This is a genomic window from Micromonospora sp. NPDC048898, assembly GCF_043198035.1.
GTDB lineage: Bacteria > Actinomycetota > Actinomycetes > Mycobacteriales > Micromonosporaceae > Micromonospora.
In genome coordinates, this window is sequence record NZ_JBICUF010000001.1 from 882,296 (window position 1) to 900,997 (window position 18,702).

An 18,702-nucleotide genomic window follows, 5' to 3' on the forward strand; every position below is an offset into this window, starting at 1 on the left:
CTCTAGCATCCGCCCATGACGATTAAGGTGGATCTGGCAGCGCCGCTGCGCCTCGCCGACCTGCGCGTCGCGGCAGGCCCGGTCACGGTCGTGCTCGGCGAAGAGGTGCGGGCCCGCGTGGCGACCGCCCGCACGTTCCTCGGCAAGGCACTCGGCGACGACCGGGCGATCTACGGTGCCACCACCGGCTTCGGGGCGCTGGTCGGCTACGCGGGCCGAGCCGACCAGCGCGACCAGGCCGACAACACCCTCGCCCACCTCGGGGCGGGCCAGGGCCCGGACCTCGCCCCGGATGTCGTGCGCGCGACGCTGTTGGTGCGGGCCTGGTCCCTGGCCCAGGGCGCGTCGGGGGTCTCGCCACACGTGATCGACGCGCTCGCGGCCATGCTCGGCACGACGTTCACACCGGCGATGCCCCGATTCGGCTCGGTGGGAGCCAGTGGTGACCTGATCCCGCTCGGCGCCGCCGCCCAGGCGCTGCGCGGTCGCGGGCACGCCTACGTGGACGGCGTCCGGATGCCCGCCGCGGACGCCCTGACGAAGGCCGGCCTGGAGCCGCTGCCGCTCGACGGCCGGGACGCACTCGCGCTTGTCAACGGCACGTCGCTCACCACGGCCGCGCTGGCCCTCGCCCTGGGCCGGGTCCGCACCTCGCACCGCGTGGTGCAGACGCTCACCTGCCTGCTCGCCGACCTGCTCGGCTGCGATCCGCAGTTCCTCGATCCGGCCCTCCTCGCCGCCTACGGTCACCCGGGCACCATCGAGGTCGGCGCCGCGATGCGGGCGGCCTCCGCCGGCCTGCGAGCGTCCGGCACGAGACCGTTGCAGGAGCCCTACAGCATCCGCTGCGCGCCGCAGTTGCTCGGAGCGGCCGAGGACGCCCTGCGCTATGTCGACGGCGTCGTGGCGGCGGACCTCGGTGGGGTGAGCGACAACCCGCTGTTCTTCCCGGCCGACGACAAGGTCGTGCACGGCGGCAACTTCTTCGGCCAACCCGCCGCGTTCGCCGCCGACGTCCTGACCATGGTGATCGCCCAGGTCGGCAACCTCGCCGAGCGCCAACTCGACCTGCTCGTGGATCCCGGAAGAAACGGCGGCCTGCCGCCGATGCTCGCGGCCGGACCGGGTCAGCAACACGGGTTGCAGGGTGTCCAGCTCGCGTCGACAGCGCTCATCGCCGAGATCAGGCGCGACTCCGTGCCGGCAAGCATGCAGAGCATCCCCACCAACCTGCACAACCAGGACGTGATCCCGCTCGGCACGCAGGCCGCACTCCGCGCCCTGGACCAGGCGGAACTGCTGCGCCTGATCACCGGTTCGCTCGGGCTCGGGCTGCGCCAGGCGGTGCACGTCGGGGCGCGCCGGCCCACGGCGGCGGGCTGTGACCGCATCCTCCGGGCCCTGGAGGAGATCGCACCGATCGATCCGGACCGGCCGCTCGACATCGACGTGCGAAGAGCGGCCGACATTCTGGACGAGCTTGAAATCTCTCTGATTTCCCACTCGTACGGTGAGCGCCGTGACGCTTGATTATCTGATCATCGGGGCCGGTCCGGCCGGCCTTCAACTCGCCGCCCTGCTCGAGGCCGAGGGCAAGCGTGACTATCTGGTGTTGGAGGGCGCCGACGGGCCGGGGGCGTTCTTCGCCACCTATCCGCGGCACCGCCAACTCATCTCGATCAACAAACCACACACGGGCACGGACGATCCCGAGCTGAATCTGCGGCTCGACTGGAACTCCCTGCTCACCGACGACCCGGCGCTGCTGTTCACGCAGTACACCGAGCGGTACTTCCCCGACGCCGACGTGATGGTGCGATACCTCGCGGACTTCGCGGCGAAGACCGGCGTCAAGGTCAGTTACGGCAGCCGGGTGACCCGGGTGTCCAAGCACGACGACGTGTTCACCGTCGAGGCTGGTGACCGGCGCTGGGAGGCCCGCGCGGTGATCGTCGCCACCGGCGTGTCGAAGACCTACCAGCCGGACATTCCAGGATTCGAGCTGGCCGAGGGGTACGACGTGATGAGCGTCGAGCCACGTGACTACCTCGACCAGCGGGTGCTGATCATCGGCAAGGGCAACTCCGCCTTCGAGACCGCCGAGAACCTCATGGAAACCACGACGCTGATCCACGTCGCGGGGCCCAGCTCGGTCCGGATGGCGTGGCGCACCCACTACGTCGGGCACCTGCGCGCCGTGAACAACAATTTCCTGGACACCTATCAGCTCAAGTCGGCAAACGCGATCCTCGACGGCACGGTCAAGAGCATCGAGCGCGACGGCACGGGTTTCAAGGTCGCGTTCAGCTTCTCGCGGGCGAACGAGGTCGTGAAGGAACTGCGGTACGACCGGGTGCTGGCGTGTACCGGATTCCGTTTCGACGACTCGATCTTCGACTCCTCGGCCCGGCCACAGCTCACCATCTCCGACCGCTTCCCGGCGCAGACCGAGGCTTGGGAGTCGGTGAACGTTCCGGGGCTGTTCTTCGCCGGGACGATCTCCCAGGCACGCGACTTCAAGAAGTCCACGAGCGGTTTCATCCATGGCTTCCGCTACGCCGTACGCGCACTGCACCGGATCCTCTCCCGCCGGTACGGCGCCACGGCCTGGCCGTCCGACCCGCTCGCCGCCGAGCCGGCGGCCATGACCGCGGCCGTCATCGAGCGGGTCAACCGCACCTCGGCCCTGTGGCAGCAGTTCGGGTTCCTCGGCGACGTGCTCACCGTCGCCGGAGCCGAGGCCCGCTACCACGAGGAGGTGCCGGTGGACTACTTCCGGTCCACCGGCCTGCGCACCGCCGAGCACGACCACGACCAGGCGTTCGTGATCACTCTGGAGTACGGCCCCGACCACGACCAGGTCGACCCGTTCGACATCACCGTGGCCCGGGTGGCCCAGGACGTCGTGGGACAGGCGCACGACGCGGCGTACCTGCACCCGGTCGTGCGTTACTACCGCGACGGCCAACTGGCCGGCACGCACCACCTCGCCGAGAACCTGGAGAACCAGTGGGACCGGCCCGACGTCCACGTCCGGCCGTTGCGCGAGTTCATGAGTCGCTGCCTCGCCGGCGCCGAGGGCTGACATGGACCCGGTTCACCAGGACTTCTTCGAGGGCGGGGCCGGGTGGGAGCGCACCCTGGCCGCCAACGAGCGGGCCTTCGAGCGACGGTGGATCGTGCCCCGGGTGCTGCGGGCGACCGGCGAGCGGGACCTGCGGGTCACCGTGGCCGGCACGTCGCTGGCCGCGCCGGTCCTGGTCGCTCCGACGGCCTTTCATCGGCTCGCGCACCCGGACGGCGAGGCGGCCACCGCGCGCGGGGCCGCGGCGGCCGGCACGGCGATGGTGGTCAGCATGGCCGCCACCCAGCCGGTCGAGGAGATCGCGGCGGCGGGCGGGGCACTGTGGTTCCAGCTGTACCCGCAACCCGACCTCGACTTCACCGAGTACGTGGTCAAGCGCGCCGAGTCGGCCGGCTGCCGGGCGCTCGTGGTGACCGTGGACTCCCCGGTGTTCGGACGGCGCGAGCGTGACAGGCGCAACGGCTTCACGGACCTGCCGCCCGGCTACGCCTGTGAGAACATGCGCGACGCGACCGGCCGGGTGCGCCCGATCGCGATGGACGCGACGGCGGGCTGGGATCGGATCGCGTGGCTGCGCGGCGTCACGGGACTACCGATCCTGCTCAAGGGCATCCTGCATCCCGCCGATGCCCGCCTCGCGGTCGAGCACGGCGCCGCCGGTGTGATCGTGTCCAACCACGGTGGACGACAGCTCGACGGGACGATTCCCACGCTCGACGCGCTGCCCGCGGTCGTGACAGCCGTGGGTGGTCAGATCCCGGTGCTGCTCGACGGGGGTGTGCGCTGCGGCACCGACGTGGTGATCGCGCTGGCGCTCGGGGCCGGGGCGGTGCTGGTGGGGCGTCCGGTGGTGCGGGCGCTCGCGGCGGGCGGGGCGGCGGGCGTACGGGAGGTTCTCGATCGACTCACCACCGAGCTGGACCAGACCCTCGCCCTGGCCGGAGCGCGGCGGCCGGCCGACCTGACGCCCGACCAGGTGGCGATCCGGTGAAGGCAGTGGTCGACCTCCGGGAGTGGATCTTCGAGCGGGTCAACGGGCCCGACGGCGTTCCCGTCCCCGGGCCGCTGGTGGGGCCGGAGGACTTCGAGCGGGTCTACGGCGATCCGGCCGCCGACGGGCGCAGCCGCGGGGCCGGCCTGTCCGACCTCTTCTGGTACTGGCTCGCGCCCGGTCCGCAGATGCACCAGGAACACCTTGAGCCCGGCGAGCGGTACCGGACGGTCGCGCGGACGACCCGACAGGTGCTCGCCTTCGGGCACGCGCGCTCCGACGAGCTGGCGACGGCCGCGACCCGGCGGATCCTCGACGCGCTCCCGGCCGACCGGATCAGCCACGTGCGACTTCGTGACCTGATGATGCCGGTCTGGGCCGAGGTCTCGTACGAGCTGGTGTTCGGCGCATCCTGCCCACGCGACGTCCGCGATCTCATCGTGGCGAACGCGGACGACGTGGTGACCGCCCTGAAGGGGATGGGTCTGCGGCACATGTCCCGGCGGGTTCGTCTGACTCGCTACCTGCTGGACCGGATCGTCGCGGGAACGTGCCCGGTGGTGCTGCCGCCGCCCTTCACCGCCCTGGAGACCGCCTGGTACCTGCAGGGCACGTTCTTCAACACGGCGGTGGTGCAGATGTCGGAGGCCATGGCGCACATCCTGATGTGCTGCAGGTCCGTCACGGACACCTCGGACGAATCGCTCGACCGGATCATCGACGAGACGCTCCGGGTCTACCCGCTCTTCGGCATCGCGCACCGGATCACCTCCGGACCCATCACCGTGGGCGAGCACGTCCTCCCCACCGGATCCGTGCTCCTCTTCAACTATCGGGCCTATCAGCGCACCGGTCCCGCCGCGGACGACACGTTCGACCCGGACCGCTGGCTGTCGTTGCGGCGGCAGGATGCCCATTTCATTCCGTACGGCGTGACCGCCAACCGGGCCTGTCCGGCGCGCGGCTCGGCCCCCGTCCAGCTACGCGCGGCGACCCGGGAGGTGCTGCGGCGCTTCTCGATCAGCTCGTCGGCGGCGCACACCCGCTCGCTGCCGAGTCGCGGGCCCGCGTACCTGACGCCCCGGGGTCTCCCCGGTCCCGGCCGCACCCGACTCACCCTCATGCGGCAGCGCGACCGGATCTTCGACGTGGGGCGCTCGGTCAAGCAGCTGATCTGCGGTACCTGGATGGTCGTCGACGCCCGACGACAGAAGTTGTGCACCCGATTCTTCGAGGAGGCCAGCGCGTGACCCCCAGCGAACTCGCCCCGCGGTTCTTCATCGCGGTCGCGGTCATTCTGCTCTTCTGCAAGCTGGTCTCCTGGCTCCTGGGCAAGGTGGGCCAGCCCCCCGTCGTGAGCGAGATGCTCGCCGGGGTGCTGCTCGGCCCGTCGCTGCTCGGCCTGTTCTGGCCGGGCGCGCAGGCCGCGCTCTTCCCCGCGCCGCTGCTGCCGATCCTGTACGTGGTCGGTCAGGTCGGCCTGGTGCTGTTCATGTTCCAGGCCGGGTACGCCTTCACCTCGCACCGGGTGACCGGGCTCGCGGGCACGGCGGGAGCCGTGTCGCTCGCGGGTGTCACCGCTCCGCTGGTGCTGGGGATCCTGCTGGTCCTGGGCTTGGCGGGCTTCGTCCCGATCCGCGCGGACGGCGTGTCGCTCGGTGTGTCGGCGGCGTTCGTCGGCGTGGCGCTGGCGATCACGGCCTTCCCGATGCTCGCCCGGATCATCACCGAGCGCGGCCAGACCGGCACCCGCCACGGGTTGCTCGCCCTGGCCAGCGGCGCGATCGACGACATGGTCGCGTGGATCATGCTGGCCGCGGTGCTGGCGTTCGCCTCGGGTGCCGCCGGCCCGGCCCTGGTCACCGCCGGTGGCGCGGTGCTGTTCGGAGTGGTGCTGTGGCTGGGTGGGCGGCGGGTGACCGGCTTCGTCATGGGGCTCCCGGGCGATCGCGCGCGGCTGCTCGGCACGGTGGCGCTGCTCTTCCTGGTCGCCTGGTACACCGACGAGATCGGGCTCTACGCCGTCTTCGGCGCCTTCGCGGTCGGCGTGGTGATGCCGCGCTCGGAGCAGACCGACAAGGTGGTCGACACGTTGACGCCGATCGCCGCGACGGTGTTCCTGCCGCTGTTCTTCACCTTCTCCGGGCTGCGCACCGAGTTCGCGTTGCTGGGCAACCTCGCCGTACTGGGCTTCGCCGTGGCGTGCGTGAGCGTGGCGATCGTCGGCAAGTTCGGCGCCTGCTGGGCCGCGGCCCGGATGCGCGGCGAGCCGAACGGCGTCGCGCTGCGCGTCGGCGCCCTCATGAACGCCCGGGGCCTGATGCAGCTGATCGCCCTGAACGTGGGACTGGAGGCGGGCATCGTGAACCCGTCGCTGTTCACGGTGTTGGTGGTGGTCGCGCTCGTCACGACACTCATGACGACGCCGCTGCTCACCTGGATCGAGCGCCGCGAGGCACGCGTTCCCGCTCCTACACCGTCGCTCGTGCCCGCCGGAACCCCCTAGCTTGGTTGTTTGAGGAGACAAGTTTCACAGACAACGATACTTATCTATCTGTCACCATCGCTGTATGACTCGACTCCTGCTCGTCGAGGACGACTCGGAACTACGCGGCATGGTGGCAGAGACACTGACCGGCGAGGGATACGTCGTCGACCAGGCCCCCGACGGCCAGCGCGGCCTGCACCTGGGGCTCACGCGGCCGTACGACGTCATGGTGATCGACCGACGCCTACCCGCCCTCGACGGGCTGGACCTGGTCGTCCGGCTGCGCGCCCGTGCGGTGGTCGCCCGGGCCCTGCTGCTGACCGCGCTCGGCACCGTCGAGGACCGGGTCGCCGGCCTCGACGCGGGCGCCGACGACTACCTGACGAAGCCCTTCGACCTGGACGAGTTGAGTGCCCGCATCCGGGCCCTCTGCCGCCGGACCACCGAGTCCACCGAGGTGCTGCGGCTCGGGTCGGGCCAGCTCGACCTCTCCGTGCGCGACGCCGTCCTACCCGACGGCACCCGGATCGCCCTGTCCGCACGCGAGTTCGAACTGCTGCGGGTCCTCGCGGCCCGGCCGTACACCGTCCACTCCCGCTCCGAGCTACGCAGCCGGGTCTTCGACGAGGCGGGCGCGGCGTCCCTGGTCGACACGTACGTCTACTACCTGCGCCGCAAGCTCGGCCGCTCGGTGATCCGGACCGTGCACGGCCTCGGCTACCGGCTGGGCACCTTGTGAGCTTCGAGGACACCATGCTGCGCCGGGCCAGGGCCCGGGTCAGCCTGCTCGTCGGACTCACCATGACGGCGCTGCTCGCCCTGGGCGCCGCCGTCTCCTATGCCGCACTGCTGCGCTACCAGCACGAACAGATCGAACGAGAGCTCAACTACGGTGCGGTCCACGGCACCATCGCCGGGCCGCCGGGCTGCAGCTGGATCATCCTGTACGACGGCAACCGCACCGACTCGGGCCGGAACCCGCCCCCGCCGGGCTTTCCGCTGCAGTCCGCCATCGACGCGGTGGCCCTCGACCACCAGGTCCGCAGCGACAAGGTCGACCGCAACGGCACGACCTACTACGTCCGCACCCAGCCCCGTGGCACGGGTGTCGTGCAGGCGGTGTTCGACGCGCGCTTCCAGCTCTCCGACCGGCAACACCTGCTCGCCGCGTTCCTCCTCGCGGCGGTGGTCGGCCTCTCCGCGGCGGTGTTCACGGGCATCGTCGTGGGTCGCCGAGCCGTCGCGCCGCTCGCCGAGGCGCTCGGCCGGCAGCGCCGCTTCGTCGCCGACGCCAGCCACGAGCTGCGCACCCCCATCGCCCAGGTCCACACCCGCGCCCAGATCCTGGCCCGGCGCGCCGGCGCCGACCGCGCCGACTACGACCGCCTGATCGAGACCACCCGCCGCCTCGGCGAGATCGTCGACGAACTCCTGCTCTCCGCCCGCCTCGCCGCCACCCCCGCTGACCGGCACCCCTCCGAGCCCGTCAACCTGGCCCTCCTCGCCGCCCAGGCCGTCGACTGCGAGGCCGACCGCGCCGCGGAGCAGGGCGTCCAGCTGCACCTGTCGGTCCCGGAAACTCCGGTCCTCGTCCCCGGCATCGCCTCGGCCCTGCGCCGCATGGTCGGCGAACTGCTCGCCAACGCCCTCACCCACACCCCGACCGGGGGCCGCATCGACGTCGCCCTGCGCACCTCCCGCCGCGGCGCGGACCTGGTGGTCACGGACAGCGGGGCCGGCTTCGACCCCGCCGACGCCGAACACCTCTTCGACCGCTTCCACCGCGGCGCCGGGGCCAAGGACCGGCGCTTCGGTCTGGGCCTGGCCCTCCTGCGCGAGGTGGTGACCAGCCACGGCGGGACGATCTCCACCGACAGCCGGCCCGGCGCCGGAGCGACCTTCACCGTCCGGCTACCGACGATTCCGCCACGGGCCGCCGCGAGCTGACTGCGCGGACAGGCCAGCGCCCGCACTGTCCGAGCCGCAAGATCGCACTGTTTCATGGTTGTGGTGGCCTCCGTTCCGTCCGATGCCACGACAACCAGGATCGAGCGTGATCCCCCCCAGGACGGATGCCCTCGGTGCGCCCGCGCTGGCGCGACGCATCGACTAGGGTGCTCCGGAAGTCCGCCCCGACGAGGAGGAACACGTGTTTGTCTTGGAGCTGTCCTTCGGCGACGAACCCGACCGGCTCGCCGCTCGGCCCGCGCACCGGGAACGCCTCCAGACGCTGCGTCAGGAGGGCCGACTGGCCATGGCCGGGCCGTTCGCCGACGACTCCGGCGCACTCCTGATCTTCGACGTCCCGGACGCCGAGGCGTTCGCCGCGATCGTCGCCGAGGATCCCTATTACCGCACCCCGGGGGTGACGATCGTGAGCCAGCGGGAGTGGTCACCGATCATCCGCTAGGCCCACGGCCAGCCCCGGCCGGGGTCGAATGGGGGTCAAATGATCAAGGGATCGCTCGCCACGATCGGCGAGCAAGCCCTTGATCAGCTACAACAAGGTGGAGCCGAGGGGACTCGAACCCCTGCCCCCCACACTGCCAGAAAGGTGATCCTCGTCACGATCAATGCCAGATCGTGTCGGGACCTGCCACCAAGTGGGGATATGGGATTCGCGGCCATGTCGACTCGTGCCATGCGCTGTCAGCTAATACCGCCGATTCGATCTTGGTCCGTGACACCTTTTGTGACGCCCTAAAGTGTGGGGCCGCCGTGCCGGACGCCTCAGCCATCGATGAAGTCGAGCACCCGCCATCAGGACGACTGCCATCGACGGCGCTGGCACCGGTGCCGCCGCGCTCGAACTGGCGGAAGTCGACCACGACGTGGAGGTGACCGAAGCCCTCAACCAAGCCCTCGACCAGGTGCCGTAGGTGCGGCCGGGCGATTGCCCATGCGCCGTCAGGCGGCGCGGATGGTGGAGCGGATCACCAACCTTCCCAGAGTGAATCGCGAGTGAGTCGCGCGTTGCAATGGGTGACCGTCTTTGGAATGCTCCCTCCGGTCGGCATCTGATGCGACCCCGGGATGTGATCGACGGTGACGCAGGCTGCGTCGGGTGAGCCACCCATCCACTTCTACGCCCACCAGGCGCGTGGCGGCGAGACTGGCGCGCGCGAGGATTTCGAGCAGATGATCTCGCTCCTGGTGACCGCCGTACGCGGTGATGCCAGGCTGGTGTACGCGAATCCAGGGGACTGGGGCATCGACGCGCTGGTCGGCGAGCTCCATGGGCAGGTGACCATCTGGCAAGCCAAGTACTTCATCGGTGGCGTGAGAGGTAGACACTGGGAGCAGATCAAGAAGTCCTTCGGCTCGGCCACGAGGAACGCGGACGAGAAGGGCTACGAGATCGAGGAGTGGGTGCTCTGCGTCCCGTCGAGCCTCGACCCGGCGACCACTCAATGGTGGGATGTCTGGCGAGGCGAGCAGGAGCGGGCCACCGGGATTCGGCTGACGCTGTGGGACGAGACCGCGCTGCGCAACCAGCTGTACAAGCCAGCAGCCGCGCACATCCGGCGAGCTTATTACCACCCTTACCGCGAAGCACTCACCGACGAATCCGACTGGTTGTCGGCGGCGCAGCCCGAACTCGTCGTACCAGAGTCACCAGTCAGGACGGACGTACGGACGCCGTGGCGGGGCGGCGACCAGCGCCGGTTGGGCGGAGTTGACTATCTGCTGCACGAGCCGACCGTCGACCAGATCGCCCTGGACCAATCGTGGGCTTGGCGGGAGGCGACCGCCGACCGGCTGACCGACCTACATCGGGTCCGGCTTCGGCAGGTACAGGTGTTTCGGAAGACGGCAGCGGGCGAGCAGCTCCACGACGAGCTGCGCGGGCAGGGGCGGCTGTTGCAGCGGATCGGTGGCCGGGCGGGCCTGCCGAGGCTGCTGGGAACGATCGACGAGACCGGCGGTACGACGCTGGTCAGCGTCCTGCCGGCCGGGCCGACCTGGCGGCAGCGACTCGGCCCGGCCGCTGCCGGCGCACCGATCGGCCGGTTCAACGCCGCCGTGGCGCTCGGCGCCGCTGTCGAGGTCGCCACCGCCCTTGCCACGTTGCACGACGCCGGGCAGAGCCATCGGGCGCTGAGCCCGGACGGGGTGGTGCTGGCGAACACGCCCCGGCGGGCGGTACTGGTCGACGTGGGTCTGGCTGGATTGACGGCTCGGCCCGGGGAGGGGCCGCCGGGACACCAGGCACCAGAGCAGCATCGACCGGCCACGGTCGGCAGGCCGGCCGACTTCTACCAGCTGGCGGCGCTGCTCTACTGGACGCTGACCGGGCATCCACCGTCGACCTACGGCTCGCCGCCGATCCGGCTGACGCTGCCCGAGCTGCCCGAGGAACTGGACGACCTGCTGGCCGGCTGCCTCGACCCGGATCCGGACAACCGGCCGTCCGACCTCCGTGCGCTGGTGACCGCTTTGCGCGCCGGCCAGCGGCAGTTTTCCTCGGGTGGTGCCCGGTGAGTGCTCTTCCGTTCGTCCTGCGCCACCCGGTGGCCGTCATACCCTCCGACAGGGCTGCCGAGCAGCTCGCCAGGGCTGGCGTGTACGACCCGGCCGTCCTCGTCGACCAGCTGGGCCGACTCGCGATGGCCGGTGCCCTGCCGGCCCGGATGGAGGTCGAACGCGACCGGTTGGTGGTCTACACCCAGCGCTGGAAGGTCGGGTTCTACCTCAGCGGCAGAGAACGTGCCGCGCTCAAGCTCGCGGACGTGTCACCGCTCTCCTTCAAGGATCAGGAACAGCTGCTCAAGGGAGCGCTGCTGCTCGGCTGCAGGCCTGGGTGGTTCGCCTTCCCGCATGTCCGCGACGTCAGCTCCCAGTACCGAATGCCCTGGGCGGAACTCTGCCATGCCTGGGAGCGGCTCGGCTTCACCGGACCCACGGTACCGGCCCTACCGGCGCACCACAGTGGATTCCTCGATCTGCTCACCGAGGTCATCGGAGCGGTCCGGGACATCGAGATCGCCAAGCAGCGGGAGGGTCCGGCGCTGCCGTACCGGCGGGTGGACAGCGCGCGCGAGGAGCGCCGCTCCGCCCGTGGGGTCTACGTCTTCCAGCTGCTGCGCCCCTGCGCGCTGGCCCAGGGTGCGCTGGTCTACGTTACCGATCAGCCGGACCTGCGCGGCCGGGTGCTGCGGGTCCGGGACCGGGAGGTGACGGTCCGCTTCGACGGTGTCGTCGACTTCGCCCGGCTGCCGCGACAGGGTGCCCTCGGGGCGCTGCCCAGCGACCGGGTGCACCGGGCGCGGTTGGCAGCGGTGCAGACCCTGCGGGATCGGGAGTCGACGAACCCGCACCTGCTCACACATCTGGTCGACCGCCGGCTGGCCCCGTACCGGCCGGATGCCACCGCCCAGCCGCGGGCCGCGCTCGACGGCGACCAGCTGCGTGCGTTCCAGAGTGCGCTGGCCGTTCCGGATCTGCTGCTGGTGCTCGGCCCACCTGGTACCGGTAAGACCACCACCATCACCGAGATGGTCGCCGTCAGTGCGGCCCGGCACCAGCGGGTCCTGGTCACCTCGCACACCAACCGGGCGGTCGACAACGTGCTCGAACGCCTGCCGGCGCACGTTCGGGCGGTCCGGGTCGGCAACGAGGACGCCATGACCGCGCACGCCCGGGGCCTGATGGTGGAGGTTCAGGTCGAGACGTTGCGCAGGGAGATCCTGGCGGCCACTGAAGGGAGCACGTCCCGGCTGACGCCGTTCACCGCAGCCGACGACGCCGCCGGCCGGTGGATGGGTTTCCTCACCGCACAGCTCGGTGAGGCTCAGGTGGCCGACACCGAGGTGCAGGTACGTTCGGCCGAGCTGGCGGCCGCGGTGGACCGGGCGGTCCGCCCGCTCGCCGCTCAGCTGGCCACCGCCGAACAGGAGCATCGGGCGACCCGGGCCGAGCTGGAGCAGTTGGGCGAGCGGGAACGTGGTGCCCAGCAGCGGCTGGCCGAGATTCGTCGACGGGCAGCCGGAGGGCCGCTCGCCTTCTTCTTCCGTTGGCAACGTGGGTGGCGTGAGCGGCGCCTCAGCACGCTACGGGAGCAGCTCGCCGTGGCCGCCCGGGACGCTGGTCGGGTCGAGCAGGCGTACGCAGCGATCCGTGCCCGGGTCGACGCGCTCGCCGCCGCCGACCCCGAGGTCAGCAGTCGGGCGGCGGCGCGGGACGCCGCGGCCGAGGCGCGGGACAAGGTCCTGACCGAGGTGGCGCGGGCGGCCGAAATGGTACGGGCGACGCTGCGCCCGGTCGTCCCGGTGTCCGCCGGTACGCCGGTCGACCTGCCCAGGTGGATGGCGCTGCACCAGGAGCTGACCGCCGGCCTGGCCCTGGCCCGGTCCCGGGCCCGGCTGCTCGCCCAGTGGCGAGCCGAGGTCACCGAGGCGGAGCAGGACCTGCACCGGGAACTGGTGCGGTACGCCGACGTGGTCGCCGCCACCTGCATCGGCACCGCCACCACCGCCCTCCTCGCCGGGCTGGACTTCGACCTGGCGATCGTCGACGAGGCGGGCCAGATTTCCACTCCGGACCTGTTGGTTCCACTGGTCCGGGCCCGCCGGGCGGTCCTGGTCGGGGACCATCACCAGTTGCCGCCGTTCCTTGATCACGAGGTGGCGAGCTGGGCCGACAGCCTGCCGAGCGGCACGGCGCCATCGAATGCCGGGCAGATCCGCGATCTCCTCCGGCGCAGCGAGTTCGAGCGGCTCTACCAGGGCGTCGGCGACGCCAACCGAGTGATGCTGACGGTGCAGCGGCGGATGCCGGAGGTGCTGGCGCGGTTCGTCTCGACCTCGTTCTACGGCGGGGTGCTGCGCACCGAGCATCGCGGTGGAGTGCCGGACCCGCTGTTCCGCTCGCCGATGGCGATGATCGACACATCGGATCGGCCGGCACGCGAACGGGCGGAGCGGACCCCGCCCACCGTTGACGCCTTTGAGCAGGGCGGGTACCTCAACGAGCTGGAGGCCCGGCTGATCGTGCGCCTGCTGGCCCGGTACGCCGACCACTACGGCGACTGGGCGGTCATCGTGCCTTTCCGGGCCCAGGTGAAGCTGATCACCGAGCTGTTGACGAACGAGTTGGGTGCGAACGCGGTGGCGGAGAACGTCGGTACCGTCGACTCCTTCCAGGGTGGCGAGCGCGATCTGATCGTCTACGGCTTCACCAGGAGCAACCAGCACGGGAACATCGGTTTCCTGAAGGAACTGCGGCGGCTGAACGTGGCCATCAGCCGGGCTCGCCGACAGATCGTCCTGGTCGGCGACACGACGACCCTCACCGACGCCCGGGATCCCGGCTTCGCCGCCCTGGCGAACTCTCTGGTGGCTCACCTAGGCGGGTTCGGGGACCACCGTCCGTCCCGCGAGATCGAGGAGAAGCTCAATGGTTGAGCGGGTTGGTCAGGCATCCCGGCACCACCGTCCCGGCGACGCTTCGATCATCTATCCGGCGGTCCGGGCCGTCGAGCACGCCACCGCCGTTCCCGGGGTACGTCCGTCCCGGATCTTCTCGGTGTTGTGGCCTCTGTGGCAGGTGGAGACGACCGCGCAGGTCCAGGAGGAGCAGGATTACGAAATGCTGGACCGGTTCCTGGTCCGCGGCCTGCTGGAGGCCGGGTTCACCAGAGTCACCGAGCTTTACGCCTTCTACGGGATACCCCGTTCACTGGTGGACCGGTGCCTGGCGTTCCTGTCCCTGATCGGGCACGTGGTGGTCGCTGATGGGGTCGTCACGCTCACCCCGCTTGGCCTGGACTCCGCTCGCGCCGGAATCCGTTACGTGGCCAAGGAGAGCCGGCAGAAGCTGCTCGTGGAACGGTTCACCAGCCGCCCACTGCCGCGTAGCCACTACGACGGTTCTCTGACCGTGTTGACCATCCCCAGGGTGCCGCCCGAGCAGGGCGGTGACCGGCTGAGGTTCAAGGCGCTCTTCGCGCCGACGGTGTTCCAACCGGAGATCATCGCTCAGCTCGCCCAACGACCGGACCGGCACGAGTTCAATCTACCCAAGCGGATGCGGGACCTGCAGGTGCTCGGTGCGCAGGACGCCTACCTGCCGGCGTACCTGATTGCGTGCGCCGACCAGCGCCTGCTCGCGTACAGCGGGGTGGCCGGCGAGCGGGACACCTTCATCGAGCAGGTCTGCAACCAGCTACCGATGATCGGTCATTTGGTGGCCGCCGAGCGTGCCGAGGATCCACAGGCCATCTGGACCCAGTGGCTCGCAGGCAGCAAGTTGAAGGGAACCCTGCGACAGTTGCCGAACGGGACCTGGCGGGCCACCCTCGCCACCGACAGCTTCGGTGACCCGCCCAGGTTGTCGAGGGCCCAGGTCGGCTCGTACAGGCTGAGCAAGGGCTGTTTCCTGCAACTCTGGAGCAACGACACCGGGTTGCGGCGTAGGGCCGCAATGGAGCGGGTGCTGTCGATGACGAAGTCCCGCGACATGATCGGGGACCGGGCCGACCTCGTCGCGCGTACGGCCTCGTTGGCCGAACGACTCGAGGTACCGGCCCCGACTCTCAACGAGTTGCGGCAACACGCTCATCGACACGGGCTGACCGATACGCTCGCTCGCCTCGACGAACTCGACTGAGGTTCCCTCGAAGGGTGGGGTGGCGGTGTTCAGGTTCGGGCGGCAAATTCGGCCACCTCAACCGAATAGAGAAGAATATCCCAAACGGCAACAGCTCCAGAGGCGCCTGGAACATGCGGCTTGAGGTATTGGCTTTCCTGAGGGCCGTCCGGACGTGCTGGCCAACGAGTCCCCACAGTGCCCGCAGTGCGGCTTTTTCGCATAGGGATGTGTTCACAGGTGTGCGCCGCCGGTGGCGTCGAGATGCTGGCCGGTGACCCAGCGGGCCTCGTCGGAAGCGAGGAAGGCCACCACGTCGGCGATGTCGGCGGGTTGGCCGACTCGGTTGAACGCGGAGAAGGATCCCCAGAAGGCGAGTTGTTCGGGGTTGTCCCGCAGCCATGCGGCGTTGCTGTCGACGTCGACGATGCCGGGGACCACTGAGTTGACCGTGATACCGCGTTCGCCGAGCTGCTTGGCAAGGGTGAAAGTGAGAGTGTTGATGGCGCCCTTGGTCAGCGAGTAGGTGACGATCGCGGGTGCGGCGATGCGGGTGGTGCCGGAGGAGATATTGATGACCCGGCCGTTGTCCCGCAACTGGTTCAGGGCCTGCTGAAGGATAAAGAACGGGGCTTTCACGTTCACGGCGAAGATCTTGTCGAATTCGGCCTCGGTCGTGCGGGCTAGGTCGTTGGAGTTCGCGATGCCGGCGTTGTTGACCACAATGTCGACGCCCGGTTCGGCGCCGGATTCGGTGAGGCCGGCGTTGAAGGCGGACCACAGCGCCTGTGCGTCGCCGGGTACACCCAGTTCAGCGCGGACCGCGAACGCGCGGCCGCCGGATTCGGTGATGGCAGTGATGATGTCGTTCGCGGCTGCCTCGTTGGTGCCGTAGTGGACGGCGACGAGGGCGCCGTCCGCCGCGAGTCGTGTGGCGATTGCCCGACCGATGCCTCGGCTGCCGCCCGTGACCAGAGCAGTCTTGCCGTTGAGCAGTGCCATGATGCCGTGGGACCTTTCTGTAGTGCTCGCTATGTATTGTCTGAGCGTCAGGCTAGCGAGCGCTATAGAATGTGTCAATGGCCAATGATCATCCCCGCCGGCGTGGCCGGCCCCGAGCCTTCGATCGGGACCAGGCCCTGTTGACGGCGCTGCACGAGTTCTGGCAACGGGGCTTCGAGCCGGTGTCGGTGGCCGAACTCACCGCGGCCATGGGCATCACGCCACCCAGCCTCTACGCGGCGTTCGGCGACAAGAAGACTTTGTTCCGCGAGGTGGTCGAGCGCTATCAGCAGACTCACGGCGCGTTCTTCGCGACGGCACTCGCGGCGGAGGAGTCCGTGCGCGACGGCGTCGCCCGCGCGCTACGCGCCGCTGCCGTGGAGTACACCCGGCCCGAGCATCCACCTGGTTGCCTCGTCATCAGCGCGGCCGTCAACTGCACCGCAGCGTCGGCTGACATCACCGAACTGCTGCGCGCCCAACGGGCCGCCAACATCACCGCGCTGCGAAAGCGGATCGAGGCGGATGTCGCCGACGGCCGGCTGCCCGCCGGCACCGACGTCGACCGTCTGGTCGTCCTCGTCGGCGTCATCCTGCAGGGCATGTCCCAGCACGCGCGCGACGGCGCTGGCACGGATGAGCTTCTCGCCGTTGCCGAAGCCGCTATGCTCGCCTGGCCCACCAAGATCGACGCGTAACCGTTGACGGTCGCTTAATACGGCAGCCCGGGATCGTCATGTAGATGCTGATTGATTGATTGGTTGGCTGGGTGCGGCGGTGGTAGTGGCTGGTCCGGGCACGTGCTTGGTGTTGGCGTCGCCAGTGTGACGAGGTCAGCCAGTGGCTGATCGGGTGGACGGTGTTGTGATCAGCTTCGCGAAGAGGCGGCGGATTTCGGGCAGGGTCAACGGGATCGCTCTCTGGTCGGTTGCGGGACGGTCGTCACGTTCGTGGGCGGCGATCACGGTCAGGATGACTTGGGCGAGCATGACGAGGGTGACGTGTCGGTGCCAGGCGTGCCAGCGGCGGACCTGGGGTTCGTCCAGGCTGATGGTCTTGCCGGGCTGGAAGCAGGTCTCGATCGACCATCGGGTCCCGGCCACCCGCACCAGCACTCGCAGCGGGACGGGTTGGGGTGACCAGCGGCGGTAGAACGCCAGCTCGCCGTCGCTGATCCGGCGGCGGATCAGCAGCCAGTGATGGCCGGTGCCGCCGCACGACCTTCGATTGTCTGCACAAGTCATCGGTGATCAACCGGTGGCCGCTTCCATGCCCGCAGGCGCGCCGACCAGCCCGAACCATGAAGGCCGTAGGAGGCACGCTCGGTGCGATGTACGGCACAACGGAGAAGGAGGGGCAACGGGCGGCACGGAGCAGGACGACGTGACACCCGATGTGAGAAAGTGTGAGAAAAACCGGCCGGAGAACGAATCAGCGGCCTAGCCGATGATCGCTCGACTAGGCCGCTGACCTGGTGTTTCACAAGGTGGAGCCGAGGGGACTCGAACCCCTGACCCCCACACTGCCAGTGTGGTGCGCTACCAGCTGCGCCACGGCCCCTTGCTGTCGTCCCGGTCGCCCGGGCACTGGGAAACTATACACAGAACGGCTCGCATGGTCATCTCGCGGGGTCCCCCGCCCGCGCCGGGTCAGTTGAGCGCGACGTCCGGCGGGAAGTGGGCGACCGCAGCCATCATCCCACCCTGGCGGCGCAGCACCATCGGCCACAGATCGTCGGGCCGGTCGACGAAGGCGTCACCGGGCAGCCCGTCCAGCACGAACCAGGAGCCGTCGGCGATCTCCTGCTCCAACTGGCCGCTGCCCCAGCCGGAGTAGCCGGCGAAGACCCGGATGCCACCGATGCTCTCCCGCAGCCGCTCCGGGTCGACCGAGAGGTCGATCGTGCCGACCGCTCCGGAGACCTGGTGGAAGCCCTTGAGCCGGCGCATCGGGTGCCGCATGCGGGCCAGGCAGATGGCCGAGTCGGGCTGCACCGGGCCGCCCTCGAAGAGCACCGCCGGGTGGCGGGCCAGGTCGCTCCAGTCGCCGAGCACCTCGGACACCGGCACCTCGGTGGCCCGGTTGAGCACCACGCCGAGCGCGCCGCCGGGCTCGTGGGCGACCAGCAGCACCACCGTACGGTCGAAGTTCGGATCCTTGAGCGCCGGAGTGGCGACCAGCAGCCGCCCGGTCATCGACTCCATCGCTCGTCCGCCGATCGCCTGACCCTCTCCCTGCATCCCACACACCCGTCAACCGTGAGCCCGCGCCGGGGATCGGTCATCTGCCGGATCCGCCCGGTGCATCGGGATCAGCCGCGCTGTCAACGCCATGCCTGGCACCATAGCCTGCGTCCCGGGTGCTGGCTAAGGGCTGACCGGCAGGTGATCAGACAGTTAAGACCGCAGTTAGTCAGTTCCGATGCCCTGACCAGGCACGGGCCCGGTCCGCCGCATCGGGCCGCCGGAAACACCCGAAAGGTCTGTCGCATCCCGATAGATTCGGCTGATCGGGAGGGACGGCTGCTGTCGTCCCTCCCGCGACACGGAA

The 18,702-nt window shown here is 69.8% G+C and carries 15 protein-coding genes and 1 tRNA gene; 12 read left to right on the forward strand and 4 right to left on the reverse strand.

What is annotated here, in order from left to right; genetic code table 11:
- The first annotated feature begins 15 nt into the window (after positions 1 to 15).
- The 11 genes from ACGFIQ_RS04135 to ACGFIQ_RS04185 all read left to right on the forward strand — a co-directional run bounded on the left by ACGFIQ_RS04135 (position 16) and on the right by ACGFIQ_RS04185 (position 15,171).
- Entirely contained in the window at positions 16 to 1,530 is a 1,515-nt protein-coding gene (locus tag ACGFIQ_RS04135; protein ID WP_393238878.1) for an aromatic amino acid ammonia-lyase, read from the forward strand.
- Positions 1,520 to 3,085 carry an NAD(P)-binding domain-containing protein gene (locus ACGFIQ_RS04140; protein WP_393238881.1) on the forward strand — a complete coding sequence of 522 codons (1,566 nt, stop codon included), beginning with the start codon at positions 1,520 to 1,522 and terminating at the stop codon, positions 3,083 to 3,085. Before ACGFIQ_RS04135 ends, ACGFIQ_RS04140 begins: the two co-directional genes overlap by 11 nt.
- 1 nt (position 3,086) lies before the next feature.
- A complete protein-coding gene (locus ACGFIQ_RS04145) occupies positions 3,087 to 4,076 on the forward strand; it encodes an alpha-hydroxy acid oxidase (protein ID WP_393238884.1) in 990 nt (329 codons plus the stop codon).
- The gene (locus ACGFIQ_RS04150; protein ID WP_393238887.1) at positions 4,073 to 5,326 is read left to right on the forward strand and encodes a cytochrome P450; all 1,254 of its coding nucleotides are present in this window, start codon (positions 4,073 to 4,075) and stop codon (positions 5,324 to 5,326) included. The genes ACGFIQ_RS04145 and ACGFIQ_RS04150 overlap by 4 nt, the downstream gene beginning before the upstream one ends.
- Positions 5,323 to 6,582 carry a cation:proton antiporter gene (locus ACGFIQ_RS04155; RefSeq protein WP_393238890.1) on the forward strand — a complete coding sequence of 420 codons (1,260 nt, stop codon included), beginning with the start codon at positions 5,323 to 5,325 and terminating at the stop codon, positions 6,580 to 6,582. The genes ACGFIQ_RS04150 and ACGFIQ_RS04155 overlap by 4 nt, the downstream gene beginning before the upstream one ends.
- A 64-nt stretch (positions 6,583 to 6,646) precedes the next feature.
- Entirely contained in the window at positions 6,647 to 7,303 is a 657-nt protein-coding gene (locus tag ACGFIQ_RS04160; protein ID WP_357071816.1) for a response regulator transcription factor, read from the forward strand.
- Positions 7,300 to 8,511: a sensor histidine kinase gene (locus ACGFIQ_RS04165; protein WP_393238893.1), complete on the forward strand. Its 1,212-nt coding sequence runs from the start codon at positions 7,300 to 7,302 to the stop codon at positions 8,509 to 8,511. Before ACGFIQ_RS04160 ends, ACGFIQ_RS04165 begins: the two co-directional genes overlap by 4 nt.
- Positions 8,512 to 8,713: 202 nt before the next feature.
- Positions 8,714 to 8,974: a YciI family protein gene (locus tag ACGFIQ_RS04170; protein ID WP_393238896.1), complete on the forward strand. Its 261-nt coding sequence runs from the start codon at positions 8,714 to 8,716 to the stop codon at positions 8,972 to 8,974.
- A 635-nt stretch (positions 8,975 to 9,609) separates the two neighbouring features.
- Entirely contained in the window at positions 9,610 to 11,046 is a 1,437-nt protein-coding gene (locus tag ACGFIQ_RS04175; protein WP_393238899.1) for a serine/threonine protein kinase, read from the forward strand.
- Positions 11,043 to 13,967 carry an AAA domain-containing protein gene (locus tag ACGFIQ_RS04180; RefSeq protein WP_393238902.1) on the forward strand — a complete coding sequence of 975 codons (2,925 nt, stop codon included), beginning with the start codon at positions 11,043 to 11,045 and terminating at the stop codon, positions 13,965 to 13,967. Before ACGFIQ_RS04175 ends, ACGFIQ_RS04180 begins: the two co-directional genes overlap by 4 nt.
- A complete protein-coding gene (locus tag ACGFIQ_RS04185) occupies positions 13,960 to 15,171 on the forward strand; it encodes a hypothetical protein (RefSeq protein WP_393238905.1) in 1,212 nt (403 codons plus the stop codon). Before ACGFIQ_RS04180 ends, ACGFIQ_RS04185 begins: the two co-directional genes overlap by 8 nt.
- Positions 15,172 to 15,384: 213 nt before the next feature.
- Here the strand turns inward: ACGFIQ_RS04185 and ACGFIQ_RS04190 are convergent, their stop codons facing one another.
- Complete coding sequence (locus tag ACGFIQ_RS04190; protein WP_357079034.1) at positions 15,385 to 16,152, reverse strand: SDR family oxidoreductase; 768 nt, start codon at positions 16,150 to 16,152, stop codon at positions 15,385 to 15,387.
- 77 nt (positions 16,153 to 16,229) lie between these two features.
- On the opposite strand from ACGFIQ_RS04190, the gene ACGFIQ_RS04195 reads away from it, so the two are divergent.
- Positions 16,230 to 16,850, forward strand: coding sequence for a TetR/AcrR family transcriptional regulator (locus tag ACGFIQ_RS04195; RefSeq protein WP_393238908.1), 621 nt, complete (start codon positions 16,230 to 16,232; stop codon positions 16,848 to 16,850).
- 135 nt (positions 16,851 to 16,985) lie between these two features.
- Here the strand turns inward: ACGFIQ_RS04195 and ACGFIQ_RS04200 are convergent, their stop codons facing one another.
- The 3 genes from ACGFIQ_RS04200 to ACGFIQ_RS04210 form a co-directional block, all read right to left on the reverse strand.
- Entirely contained in the window at positions 16,986 to 17,396 is a 411-nt protein-coding gene (locus tag ACGFIQ_RS04200) for a hypothetical protein (protein ID WP_393238911.1), read from the reverse strand.
- A 243-nt stretch (positions 17,397 to 17,639) separates the two neighbouring features.
- Positions 17,640 to 17,712, reverse strand: a tRNA-Ala gene (locus ACGFIQ_RS04205).
- Positions 17,713 to 17,801: 89 nt separating this feature from the next.
- The gene (locus tag ACGFIQ_RS04210; RefSeq protein WP_357071810.1) at positions 17,802 to 18,392 is read right to left on the reverse strand and encodes a YqgE/AlgH family protein; all 591 of its coding nucleotides are present in this window, start codon (positions 18,390 to 18,392) and stop codon (positions 17,802 to 17,804) included.
- Positions 18,393 to 18,702: the final 310 nt, after the last annotated feature.

Coding starts and splice junctions, on each gene's coding strand:
- ACGFIQ_RS04135 (WP_393238878.1), top strand. CDS start 16: ATGACGATTAAGGTGGATCTGGCAGCGCCGCTGCGCCTCGCCGACCTG.
- ACGFIQ_RS04145 (WP_393238884.1), top strand. CDS start 3,087: ATGGACCCGGTTCACCAGGACTTCTTCGAGGGCGGGGCCGGGTGGGAG.
- ACGFIQ_RS04160 (WP_357071816.1), top strand. CDS start 6,647: ATGACTCGACTCCTGCTCGTCGAGGACGACTCGGAACTACGCGGCATG.
- ACGFIQ_RS04185 (WP_393238905.1), top strand. CDS start 13,960: ATGGTTGAGCGGGTTGGTCAGGCATCCCGGCACCACCGTCCCGGCGAC.
- ACGFIQ_RS04190 (WP_357079034.1), bottom strand. CDS start 16,152: ATGGCACTGCTCAACGGCAAGACTGCTCTGGTCACGGGCGGCAGCCGA.
- ACGFIQ_RS04195 (WP_393238908.1), top strand. CDS start 16,230: ATGGCCAATGATCATCCCCGCCGGCGTGGCCGGCCCCGAGCCTTCGAT.
- ACGFIQ_RS04200 (WP_393238911.1), bottom strand. CDS start 17,396: ATGACTTGTGCAGACAATCGAAGGTCGTGCGGCGGCACCGGCCATCAC.
- ACGFIQ_RS04210 (WP_357071810.1), bottom strand. CDS start 18,392: ATGCAGGGAGAGGGTCAGGCGATCGGCGGACGAGCGATGGAGTCGATG.